The sequence below is a fragment of the Thioalkalivibrio halophilus genome, assembly GCF_001995255.1.
Classification (GTDB): Bacteria; Pseudomonadota; Gammaproteobacteria; order Ectothiorhodospirales; family Ectothiorhodospiraceae; genus Thioalkalivibrio; species Thioalkalivibrio halophilus.
The window spans coordinates 23,354-33,725 of the sequence record NZ_MUZR01000041.1; the positions used below are offsets into that span (position 1 = coordinate 23,354).

Annotated in this window: 11 protein-coding genes; 3 read left to right on the forward strand and 8 right to left on the reverse strand. The window is 68.4% G+C overall.

What is annotated here, in order from left to right:
- Positions 1-12: 12 nt before the first annotated feature.
- The 3 genes from B1A74_RS09990 to B1A74_RS10000 are packed head-to-tail and all read right to left on the reverse strand — an operon-like array spanning position 13 to position 3,965.
- Positions 13-1,782 carry a sodium:solute symporter family protein gene (locus tag B1A74_RS09990; RefSeq protein WP_077244537.1) on the reverse strand — a complete coding sequence of 590 codons (1,770 nt, stop codon included), beginning with the start codon at positions 1,780-1,782 and terminating at the stop codon, positions 13-15.
- Positions 1,783-1,789: 7 nt separating this feature from the next.
- Positions 1,790-2,050, reverse strand: a complete 261-nt coding sequence (locus B1A74_RS09995; RefSeq protein WP_018870270.1) for a DUF4212 domain-containing protein — start codon at positions 2,048-2,050, stop codon at positions 1,790-1,792.
- Positions 2,051-2,090: 40 nt separating this feature from the next.
- Positions 2,091-3,965 (reverse strand): DUF294 nucleotidyltransferase-like domain-containing protein, encoded by a 1,875-nt coding sequence (locus B1A74_RS10000; protein ID WP_077244538.1) that lies wholly within the window; start codon positions 3,963-3,965, stop codon positions 2,091-2,093.
- 234 nt (positions 3,966-4,199) lie between these two features.
- Here B1A74_RS10000 and B1A74_RS10005 point away from each other — a divergent pair, with 234 nt between their 5' ends.
- Both B1A74_RS10005 and dacB read left to right on the forward strand, forming a co-directional pair.
- Complete coding sequence (locus B1A74_RS10005; protein ID WP_077244539.1) at positions 4,200-4,808, forward strand: RNA ligase partner protein; 609 nt, start codon at positions 4,200-4,202, stop codon at positions 4,806-4,808.
- 47 nt (positions 4,809-4,855) lie between these two features.
- Entirely contained in the window at positions 4,856-6,298 is a 1,443-nt protein-coding gene (dacB, locus tag B1A74_RS10010; protein WP_024328769.1) for a D-alanyl-D-alanine carboxypeptidase/D-alanyl-D-alanine endopeptidase, read from the forward strand.
- A 22-nt stretch (positions 6,299-6,320) separates the two neighbouring features.
- On the opposite strand, the gene B1A74_RS10015 is transcribed toward dacB, so the two are convergent.
- Both B1A74_RS10015 and B1A74_RS10020 read right to left on the reverse strand, forming a co-directional pair.
- Positions 6,321-6,992, reverse strand: coding sequence for a DUF2459 domain-containing protein (locus B1A74_RS10015; protein ID WP_077244540.1), 672 nt, complete (start codon positions 6,990-6,992; stop codon positions 6,321-6,323).
- A gap of 19 nt (positions 6,993-7,011) precedes the next feature.
- Positions 7,012-7,563, reverse strand: coding sequence for a hypothetical protein (locus tag B1A74_RS10020; RefSeq protein ID WP_024328771.1), 552 nt, complete (start codon positions 7,561-7,563; stop codon positions 7,012-7,014).
- A 153-nt stretch (positions 7,564-7,716) separates the two neighbouring features.
- Here B1A74_RS10020 and B1A74_RS10025 point away from each other — a divergent pair, with 153 nt between their 5' ends.
- Positions 7,717-8,211 (forward strand): Z-ring associated ZapG family protein, encoded by a 495-nt coding sequence (locus tag B1A74_RS10025; protein ID WP_018870263.1) that lies wholly within the window; start codon positions 7,717-7,719, stop codon positions 8,209-8,211.
- Positions 8,212-8,256: 45 nt separating this feature from the next.
- Here the strand turns inward: B1A74_RS10025 and B1A74_RS10030 are convergent, their stop codons facing one another.
- From B1A74_RS10030 to fabG, 3 genes are all read right to left on the reverse strand, one after another.
- Complete coding sequence (locus tag B1A74_RS10030; RefSeq protein ID WP_018946925.1) at positions 8,257-8,652, reverse strand: hypothetical protein; 396 nt, start codon at positions 8,650-8,652, stop codon at positions 8,257-8,259.
- A 63-nt stretch (positions 8,653-8,715) separates the two neighbouring features.
- Positions 8,716-9,471, reverse strand: a complete 756-nt coding sequence (locus B1A74_RS10035) for a glycosyltransferase family 2 protein (RefSeq protein ID WP_077244541.1) — start codon at positions 9,469-9,471, stop codon at positions 8,716-8,718.
- Positions 9,472-9,490: 19 nt separating this feature from the next.
- On the reverse strand, positions 9,491-10,213 hold the full coding sequence (fabG, locus tag B1A74_RS10040; protein ID WP_077244542.1) for a 3-oxoacyl-ACP reductase FabG: 723 nt from the start codon (positions 10,211-10,213) through the stop codon (positions 9,491-9,493).
- Between the last annotated feature and the right edge of the window lie 159 nt (positions 10,214-10,372).

Consider the following 10,372-nt stretch of genomic DNA (forward strand, 5'->3'; position numbering starts at 1 on the left):
CCCAGGAACGGATCAGTCGGCGCGCGGCACGCGCACGCTTTCCACCAGGTCCTGGATGTCCTTCGGCGGCGGAGCGGTCATCTTCATCACGATGAAGGCGGTGATGAAGTTCAGGGCCGCACCGATGGGACCGAAGCTGGAGGGGTTGATCCCGAAGATCCAGCCCTCCGGCGTGTCCGGCAGCATGGCGGTCTCGGGGAAGAAGAACCAGCCCTTGTACATGAAGATGTACAGCAGGGTGGTCACCAGACCCACCAGCATGCCGGTGATCGCGCCTTCGCGGTTCATCTTCTTCATGAAGATGCCCATCATCAGGGTCGGGAACAGCGAGGCGGCCGCGAGTCCGAAGGCCAGTGCCACCACCTCGGCCGCGAAGCCCGGTGGATTGAGCCCGAGATAGCCGGCGAACAGGATGGCCACGGCCATCGCTATGCGTCCGGCCAGCAGCTCGCGCTTCTCGCTGATCTTGGGCGTGAAGACCCCTTTCAGAAGGTCATGCGAGATGGCCGAGGAGATCGCCAGCAGCAACCCGGCCGCGGTGGACAGCGCCGCCGCGATCCCCCCGGCCGCCACCAGGGCGATCACCCAGCCCGGCAGGCCGGCGATCTCGGGGTTGGCCAGCACCATGATGTCGCGGTCCAGCTCGACGATCTCGCTGCCTTCCCAGCCGTATTCCTCCTCGGCCATGGCGGCGAATTCTTCGTTCTGGTCGTTGTAGTACTGGATCACGCCGTCGTCGTTCTTGTCCTCGAATTCCAGCAGGCCGGTCTGTTCCCAGCGATCCATCCAGGCTGGCTTGTCCTCATAGGCCAGGTGGCCTTCCTCGGTGCCGATCTCGCCCGGATGCACGGTGTTGACCAGGTTCCAGATGGCCATCGCACCCACCGCCGGCGCGGTGGTGTAGAGGATGCCGATGAAGACCAGCGCCCAGCCGGCCGACTTGCGGGCATCCCGCACGCGCGGGACGGTGAAGAAGCGGATGATGACGTGCGGCAGGCCCGCGGTACCGATCATCAGCGCCAGGGTCAGCAGGAACATGTTGAGCATGCTCATGCCGCCCTCGGTGGCCGTGTATTCGGTGAAGCCGAGTTCCACCATGGTGTTGTCCAGGGCCTCCAGCAGGTAGGTGTCGGAGCCCTGCAGGGTCGACCCCAGGCCCAGCTGCGGCAGCGGGTTGCCGGTCAGGGTGATGGCGATGAACACCGCCGGCACCGTGTAGGCGAAGATCATGATCACGTACTGCGCGATCTGGGTGTAGGTGATACCCTTCATCCCGCCAAGTACAGCGTAGATGAACACCACTGCCATCCCGGCGACCAGGCCCACTTCCAGCTGCACCTCGAGGATGTTGGAGAAGGCGATCCCCACGCCGCGCATCTGCCCGATCACGTAGGTGATGGACATCGCCAGCAGCGAGATCACGGCCACCACGCGGGCCGGCTTGGAGTAGAACCGGTCGCCGATGAATTCCGGCACCGTGAACTTGCCGAACTTGCGCAGATAGGGGGCCAGCAGCAGGGCCATCAGCACGTAGCCGCCGGTCCAGCCCATCAGGTAGGCGCCCCCGGTGAAGCCGAGGAAGGCGATCAGGCCGGCCATGGAGATGAAGCTGGCCGCGGACATCCAGTCGGCCGCCGTGGCCATGCCGTTGGCGACCGGGTGGATGCCCTTGCCCGCCACGTAGAATTCGCTGGTCGAGCCGGCGCGGGCCCAGATCGCGATCCCGATGTAGATCGCGAAGGTGATGCCGACCACGATCAGGCTGAGAGTCTGTTGATCCATGGCCGGATTACTCCTCGTCGACGTTGAACTTGCGGTCCAGCACGTTCATGCGCCAGGCATAAACGAAGATCAGGACGATGAAGGTGTAGATCGAGCCCTGCTGGGCGAACCAGAAGCCCAGCGGATACCCGCCCAGGTGGATGTTGTTCAGTGGCGCGGCGAGCAGGATGCCGAGCACGAACGACACGAAGAACCAGATGCCGAGGCAGATCGCCAGAAGGCGGAGATTCGCCTTCCAGTACGCCTCGCGACTGAGGTCTTGCGACATGGTGTTGCTCCTCTTTTCGTAGGTATTGGCTGTGGTGGCCTCACAGCTGGTACTGCACCGCAAGCTGCCCCTGCAGCTTGCGGGCCTGGCGGAAGGATTCCTTGAGCACCCGTCCCTCCAGGGCGCCCAGTTCTTCCGGCCGGATGCGGCTGTCGTCCTCGCGGCCCTCGCGCAGGGCCTTCTGCTGCGCGCGCAGGCGCAGCATCTGCAGATAGCGCAGGGCCGCGTGATAGTCGGCGGCATCGCCGGGGCGCATGGCCTCGGCACTGACGGCCTGATCCATGCGCTCGTGGCTGCCGGTGGCCGGCAGTTCGGCGGCCAGAGCGATCACCCGCGCGCCGTCCACGAACGGGGTCAGGCCCTGTTTCTTCACGTCGATCCCTTCGGCCCCGGCGCGGATCTCGCCGAACAGGCCCAGCGGCGGTCGGAAGGCCTGCTGGTTGGCCGCCATCTGCCGGCGAAAGCGCGAGTTGTAAGCGGTTTTCTGCAGCAGGAAGGTGCGCAGTGCCTCCACCGGCGAGGCGTCGCCGTCCACCGCGCGCAGGTCGAAGAAGATGGTGCTCTTGAGCAGGTGTTCCGGGGTGCCCTGTTCGATCCAGCGGGTGAAGCGGGCCTCCCATTCCGGGCCGCTGAGGCAGCACTCCGGATTGCCGGCCATGATGTTGCCGGGGCACAGGGTGAAACCGCATTCCGCCAGCGCCCGGTTGACGGCCTGCGCCCAGGGCAGCAGGCGTGCGCGGACGGCGTCCTCGTCGCCCGGCTCGGCATCGAACAGGATGCCGTTGTCCTGGTCGGTGATCAGCGCCTGCTCCTCGCGGGCCTGCGAGCCGAACGCCAGCCAGGTGAAATCGATGCCCTCGATGTCGTACTGCGGGCGCAGCAGGGCCAGCACCCGGCGGGTCGCGTGTTCGTTCAGGCGAGTGATCAGGCGCAGGACCTGGTCCGCCTCGGCGCCCTGGGTGATCACCGCCTCCACCAGCCGCGGGACCTGGCGCAGGCGCGCGGCGATCTCGTCGACCGCGGTCGCCTGGCGGATCTCGCGCACCAGCCCGTCCAGGGTCAGCGGCTGGCGGGTGAGCAGGTCGCGTTCGCCCAGCACCCCGGCCAGGCGCCCGTCGCGCACTACGCACAGGTGGGTCATCCCGTGTTCGGTCATCGCCTCGATGCCCTCGAAGCCCGGGGCATTCTCTTCCAGCGCGACGGGGTCCGGGGTCATCACCGCGCGCACCGGCGTGTCCAGTCCGACGCCTTCCAGGGCCACTCGGTTGAGCAGGTCATGCAGGGTGAAGATGCCCACCGGTGCGGCCTGGTCGTCCACCGCGACGATCGATCCCACCCGCTGGTCGCGCATGGTGGTCAGGGCCTCGCGCAGCGGGGTGTCCGGGCGGCAGGTGACCGGTTCGCGCGCCAGGCGCAGTGCCAGCGGGGTGTTCAGCTGGCCGCCGCCGGCCGCGTCATGACTGGCGAGGCTGTCGAGGCCCTGATGCAGGCGGTCCAGCAGGTTGGCCAGACGCCGCGTGCAAAAGTCGTTGAATACCCGCGAGCGGGCCCGCAGGCGGTCGAAATCCTCAAGGCTCAGTTCCAGGCACAGGGTGTCCTCCGCCGCGCGATGCACGGTATGCACCGCGCGGCGGCCGAGCAGGGCCCCGATCGGGAAACACTCGCCGGGGATCAGCTCCCAGGCGTTCCCGGAGAGCTGTTCGTCCTCGCTCGGGCTCTCCCCGCGGATGCGTCCCTGACGGATGATGTGGAAGCGCTGCGCCGGGCCCGCTTCCGGGTCGGTGATGCGCGCCCCCTGTTCGTAGAAGCGCGTCTGCAGACGCGGCAACAGGAATTCCAGCGCCTCGGCCTCGAGCTGGTCGAAGGGCGCGTGGGCGCTGAGGAACTCGCGGGTGCTGTCGAGGGCGTCGGACATCGTGTCGGCTGCGGGAATCGGCGTCCCGCGCCCGACGCAAGTCGCGGGCCAGTGATTCCGGGCTTGTAAAAACAGTGGCTTGTGAAGCAGAAGGGGGTTACGGGTGTTACGCCACGTAACACCCGTCGTTACGCCGCGTAACGGCCCGTAACGGCCCGGCGTAACACCCCGGTTGACCCCCTCGCGGGGGGTATCGATGATGGGAGCCCGTCCCACAGCCACCGGAAGGTCCCCATGCGCCGCTTCGTGCTGGACACCAGCGTCTTCACCAACCCGCACGTCTCGGCGCAGTTCGGCGAGACCCCCGAGGCGGTCCTGCAGCAGTTTCTCTGGCTCGCGCGCGACTGCAGCGCGGAGTTCTACATGCCGCTGTCGGTCTACGAGGAATTCCGCACCATGCGCGACCTCGAGCCGCTGGCCGCCGATTTCGAGACCGTGGTGTGGGTCCGTTCGCCGCGGCGTTTCGCGCTGACCCTGCCCAGCGACATCCTCTACGAATTCATCGACGAGGTGCGCACCCGGATCGACCGGGGCCTGCGCATCGCCGAGGAGCACACCCGCGAGGCCGGCGCGGCCGAGTCCCTGCGCCCCGAGCTGATCACCCAGCTGCGCGAGCGTTTTCGCGAGGCGATGCGCAAGGGCCTGGTGGATTCGCGCGAGGACGTGGACGCGGTGCTTCTGGCGATGGAACTGGATGCCGAACTGGCGACCGCCGATCAGGGGATGCGCAAGCTGGGCAATCGCATGGGGGTCAAGCTGGTGACCGCCGAATACCTCGCCGGCGTGATGCAGAACCTTGCCGAGGGCGCGGGTTTCACGCGGGGCTTGTCCGCGGGGTCGTGACAGCCAATACTGGGCCCTGGTCCCCCTGCTGGATGGTCGCCGCGTCCATGAACCGCCGTACCCCTGCCCTGCTGGCAATCCTGCTGCTCGCGCTGCTTCCGGCCATTCCCGGGGGCGCGTTCGCCTCCGAGTACGAGTATCTGCCCACCCCGCTGAAATCCGCGATCGATGCGCAGGGCCTGCCACCCGGGTCCGTGGGGCTCTGGATCCAGCGCGCCGGGGACAATGCCGTGCTCGCGCAGCTTAATGCCGACCGGCTGTTCAACCCGGCTTCCACACTCAAGCTGGCGACCTCGCTGGCGGCGCTGGACCAGCTGGGGCCGGACTACACCTGGAAGACCGAGCTGTGGGCCGTCGGCGAGCTGCGCGAGGGGGTTCTGGACGGCGACCTGGTGGTGCGCGGCACCGGCGACCCCGGCATGGTCAATGAGGAGCACTGGCGCATGCTCGGGCAGCTGCGTCAGGCGGGCGTGGAACGCATCGCCGGCGACGTGATCCTGGACGCCTCGCATTTCGACGTGGGGCCGCAGGATCCTTCCGTGTTCAACGGGAAGCCGCTGCGGGCGTATAACCAGGGCGTGTACGCCCTGCACGTGAACTCCAACGCCCACCGCATTCGTGTGCGGCCCGGGCGCAATGGCGAGGCCGTCCGGGTGAGCCTGGATCCCCCACTTCCGGACGTGGAGATCGACAACCGGCTGCGGCCCGGGCGTGGTCGTTGCGGTGACTTTCAGCGCGGGATCGAGATCGATGCCGACCGCAGCAACGGACGCCTGACGCTCAGGGGCGAGTATCCCGTGCATTGTGGTGAATACGAATTGCTGCGTTCGGTAACCGAGCCCGAACGCAATCACGCCGGGCTGTTCCGTCTGCACTGGTCGCAATGGGGCGGGGAGCTGGACGGCGAGATCCGCCCGGGGCGCATGACGCCCCTGCAGGAGGAGCCCCTGGTGACGCACCGCTCGCGGCCGCTGGCGGACCTGATCCGGGTCTCCAACAAGTGGAGCTCCAACGTGATGACCCGGCATCTGATGCTGAGTCTGGGCGCGGAGCGCCACGGCGCCCCGGTGACCAAGGAGCGTTCGCGTCAGGCACTGCTGCAGGCCCTGCGCGAGCTGGACGTGAACCCCGGTGGCATGCGGGTGGACAATGGTTCGGGGCTGTCGCGTGACGCACGCATGTCGCCGTACCAGCTGGGGCAGATCCTCAAGGCCGGGTGGGAACATCCACTGCGGCCCGAGTTCCAGTCCTCGCTGGCCCTGGCCGGGGTCGACGGCACCCTGCGCAACCGCTTCAACAACGGGGCCGAACGCGGGCACATGCATCTGAAGACCGGACACCTGCGCGAGGTCTCCGCGGTGGCCGGCTACGTGCGTACGCAGAGCGGGGATGACGTGCGCGTCGTTCTGCTGGTGAACGACCCGCGCGCCCATATCGGGCCGGGGCGCAGCCTGCAGGAGGCCGTTCTCGGCTGGGTGCGCGCGCTGTAACCGGTGCGGTCAGGGCGTCCGGTCAGCAGTCCGGTGCGTCGTCGTCTTCCGGTGCGTCGTCGTCTTCCGTTGCGTTCCCCGGGGCCACCGGACACACCTGCCAGCGTGACAGGATGGGCGACCGTGATACCCGAACCTCCAGTTCGGCCAGCCACAACGCGATCATGCGGTTGGAATTGTGGCGCAGGCTGTACCGGGTGGGGTGCTCGACGAAGGCCATGTCCCAAACCGCCATTTCGCGGCGGTCGTCCTGGCCGCGTCGCCACAGGGCTTCCAGATCCTCGCGCAGGGCGGCGGTCTCGTCGGCATCCACCGTGAGGGTGTGCACCTCGCGTACCGGAACTCGCAGGTCGCGTCGGAGGGCTGCCTGCGGGGCCTCGCCGGTCAGGACCTGGCGTCCCAGCGCGGCCCGGGTCGGCCAGGCCAGCGCGGCCAGCGCGCTGAAGGGCCCGGTACGGCGTTCGGCATAGAACCGCCAGTCCCCGTAGGAATAACGCAGCCAGTGCCGGCCGTCCGCGTCCGGCAGCAGCAGACTGCTGTGTCGTCCATGGTCGATGATCAGCACCTGTGTCGCGGGGTCCGGATCGGGAGGCGGCTGCACCTGTACCGGTGCGCAGCCGGCGAATGCCACCACCAGCAGGACCAGGAGAACGGTCCGGGGGGCGCGGAGGTACGGGACAGCGGGCCGGGGCATGGGTCGCTCGCGGTTTCCGTCAGTGACGTTCCAGCTTGCCCAGTTCGCTCAGGATGGACTGCACCAGGTTCTCGCCCTGCGGACCCATGCCCTGACACAGCACCTCCGGATCGCGTTCGCCATCCACCAGGCGCTTGGCGATGCCGCCCAGGCGGGCCATGTCGCCGCCCGCGCGGGTCATCTGTTCGGCCATCTGCGACAGCCAGTGCAACGACTGCGGATCGCCGCGGGATGCTCCGTGGATCATCTGGGCAAGGCCCGGCGCGGCCTGCGCGGCATCGGCGGTCTGGTTCGGGTCCGGCAGCGTGGCCGGGTCCTGCAGGCCGGTGAGAATGGACGAAAGAATGGTGTTGTCTTCCTCGTCCAGACCGTTCAAAAGAGACGGGTCGCGCTGGCCGTCCAGCACCTGACGGATGCGGGCGACCAGGTCCGTCCAGCCGCCCTGGATCGCCTGTTCCAGGACGGGCTCCAGCTCCTGTCGGCTCTGCGGGTTCTGGCAGGCCTGCACCACCAGATGGATCAGCGTGGCATGGGCCTGCCGGATCTGCTGCGCGCGCGGCGAATCCTGCATCGTGGGAATCCTTGCTTTCCGGGGGTTTGTGCGAGGGTAGCATGTGCGTTCGCACGGAGCGTGGGGCACAATGGCCCCGGGACGCCTCGGGGAAAGGCCCGGGGCTCCGGAAGCAACGCCGGCGGCGCGCCGGAGCGAAAAAAGGTGACAGCGGTGGAAGAACAGACGGCAGTCGGGCTGTGGGTGGCCCTCGGCATCCTGGCGATCGTGGTGGCGGCGCTGGTCGGCTTCTGGGTCGGTCGGGTGACCAGCGACGAACGCAAGCTGATCCGTCAGCTGGAAGAAGAGCTGGATCAGCGCATGCAGGAGCTTACGCGCTACCGCTCGCAGGTGAACGATCATTTCGACCGTACGGCCACGCTGTTCGCCAGCATGGCGGGCACCTACCGCGATCTCTATCACCATCTGGCGCAGAGCGCCGAGGAGCTGGCCGACAAGCCCACCCGCGAACGCCTGGAGGATCGGGCGGGCAAGATGCTGGCGAACACCCACCAGCGCGATTTCGATCCCGGTCAGGGCGGCGGCGAATCTTCGGAGTCGGGCGACCGGGGCCCGCAGGAGTCCGGACGCCTGTCCGATGCCTCCGATCCGGAAGAGGCCGGGCAGCGCGAGCGCCGGTCCGATCCGGAGCGCCCGCGCCCCGATTGAGCCGCTCCCGGTCCCGCCCCGGAACCGACCCGTGCGGATCCCGGGCTACCGGCGCGAGAGCTCGGCCCGGATCTGGTTGTCCAGGTTCTCGATCCAGCGGTTGTAGTTCGGGTGGATCTCGCCGTTGGTGTGGTTGAGGTTCGTGCTGTCCTTGTAGTCGATGCGGTATTGCCCGGCGGAATACGGGATCTCCACCACGGCCGTGTGATCGCGCACGCGGATTGCCCCTTCCATCACGCCCGGTTCGACCTCCTCCATGCGCCAGCCGAGCCGTGCGCCGGCATCGCGGATTGCCTGCGACATCACCTCGGCACCGGGACGTTCGCCCTGCGCATTGGTGATGGTGGTGTCGCTGACGTTATACACCGGGGCGGTGCCCCGGCAGCCGGCCACCAGGAACAGGCTGGTGACGACGACGATGAGCAGGGTCTTGTAGTGCATGGTGCGGTGTTCCCTCCAGTTCTCCGGTGTGCGACGCAACGACACCCGAGTGTAGAGTTCCGGTCAGCTGTTTTCCACGGTCGGCGCCACCTCCGGCCGGCGCAGCGAGCGCCACAGCCCGAGCGGGCGCATTCCGCGACGCAGCAGATGACCGGCGACCATGAAGATGATGCGCAGGGTGTCGGCCGCCGGCCGGAAATGGCTGGGACGGCGATCCTCGGGATAGATGCAGCGCACCGGCACCAGACGTGCCGGAAAGCCGTGCCGTTCGGCCGCGATCAGTGCCTCGCTCTCGAACACGAACGAGCGGCCGCGCCCGTGGGGGATGCGCATCTGCCGCAGCAGATCGGCGGGGTACAGGCGAAAGCCCGACTGCGAATCGCGCAGCGGCTGCGCCGAGGCCCAGCCGATCCAGAAATCCGCGACCCGGTTGCCGAACAGGCGCAGCGGCGGGGTGCTTTCGCGCTCCTTCAGCCGGGCACCGAGGATCAGGTGGCGGGGTTGTTCCCGCCACGCGGCGATCAGCGCCGGGATCTCCTTGGCGTCGTGCTGGCCGTCGCCGTCCAGGGTGACGACCGCGTCGGCGCCCTCGGCCACCGCCTGCTGCATCCCGGCCCACAGGGCACCGGCCTTGCCGCGGTTGGGTTCCAGGCGCAGGACCTCGGCATGGGTGGCCGCCAGGGTGGCGGTGTCGTCGGCGGAGCCGTCGTCCACCACCAGTACCCGGTCGACCTGCGCCCGCGCGGCGGCGGCCACCGCCTCGATGGTCGCGGCCTCGTTGTGGGCCGGGATCACGGCGAACACGACGGGCTCGGTCATGGTTGCGCGGTCCGGGGCATCAGGCCAGAGCACCGTTGATGCCGATGACCTGCCCGGAGACGTAGCCGGCGGCCTCGGAGGCGAGATAGCCCACCAGCCCGGCGACCTCGGCGGGCTCGCCGGCGCGCTGCATGGGCACCATGCGGCGGATGGATTCGTGGTCGAAGGCGGATTCGCTCATCGGGGTCTCGATGATGCCGGGCGCGACCGCGTTGGCGGTGATGCCGCGGCTGGCGACCTCCTGGGCCAGCGACTTGATCGCCCCGTGGAGCCCGGCCTTGGCGGCGGCATAGTTGGCCTGGCCGCGGTTCCCGGTGACACCGGCCACCGAGGTCACCGCGATGACCCGGCCCCAGCGGGTGGTGATCATCGGTAGCAGCGCCGGCTGGATCACGTTGTAGAAGCCGTGCAGCGAGACCTCCAGCGGTCGGCGCCACTGTTCCGGGGTCATGCCGGCCAGCGGGGCATCGTCGTGCACCCCGGCGTTGTGCACCAGGATCTGGAACGGTCCGCGGGCGATCTCGGTCTCCAGTGCCTCGCGGGTGGCCTCGGCATCGGTGATGTCGAAGCCCAGTACTTCGGCCTGGCCGCCATCGGCGCGGATCTGTTCGGCCACCTCGGTGGCGGCGTCGGTATTGCGGTTGGCATGGACGAAGACCTCGCAGCCGGCGGCGGCGAGATCCCGGGCGATGGCCGCGCCGATGGCGCCGCTGCCGCCGGTGACGAGTGCGCGTCGCGTCATGGGGTTTCTCCGGATTCCAGGATGACCGTGGCGCGGGCCGCCAGCAGGCGTTCGCCGCCGGCTTCCACGGCGAGATCGTAGATCGAGCTGCGGGCGTCGGCCATCACCCGCTGCGCGTGGATGTCCAGTGCGGTTTCGACGGTGTCCAGGCGCCGCGCG

Excerpts from the sequence above, each read along its gene's own strand:
- B1A74_RS10000 (WP_077244538.1), bottom strand. The coding sequence starts at position 3,965 with ATGTCCGACGCCCTCGACAGCACCCGCGAGTTCCTCAGCGCCCACGCG.
- B1A74_RS09995 (WP_018870270.1), bottom strand. The coding sequence starts at position 2,050 with ATGTCGCAAGACCTCAGTCGCGAGGCGTACTGGAAGGCGAATCTCCGC.
- B1A74_RS10015 (WP_077244540.1), bottom strand. The coding sequence starts at position 6,992 with ATGCCCCGGCCCGCTGTCCCGTACCTCCGCGCCCCCCGGACCGTTCTC.
- dacB (WP_024328769.1), top strand. The coding sequence starts at position 4,856 with ATGAACCGCCGTACCCCTGCCCTGCTGGCAATCCTGCTGCTCGCGCTG.
- B1A74_RS10030 (WP_018946925.1), bottom strand. The coding sequence starts at position 8,652 with ATGCACTACAAGACCCTGCTCATCGTCGTCGTCACCAGCCTGTTCCTG.
- B1A74_RS10020 (WP_024328771.1), bottom strand. The coding sequence starts at position 7,563 with ATGCAGGATTCGCCGCGCGCGCAGCAGATCCGGCAGGCCCATGCCACG.
- B1A74_RS09990 (WP_077244537.1), bottom strand. The coding sequence starts at position 1,782 with ATGGATCAACAGACTCTCAGCCTGATCGTGGTCGGCATCACCTTCGCG.
- B1A74_RS10035 (WP_077244541.1), bottom strand. The coding sequence starts at position 9,471 with ATGACCGAGCCCGTCGTGTTCGCCGTGATCCCGGCCCACAACGAGGCC.
- B1A74_RS10005 (WP_077244539.1), top strand. The coding sequence starts at position 4,200 with ATGCGCCGCTTCGTGCTGGACACCAGCGTCTTCACCAACCCGCACGTC.
- fabG (WP_077244542.1), bottom strand. The coding sequence starts at position 10,213 with ATGACGCGACGCGCACTCGTCACCGGCGGCAGCGGCGCCATCGGCGCG.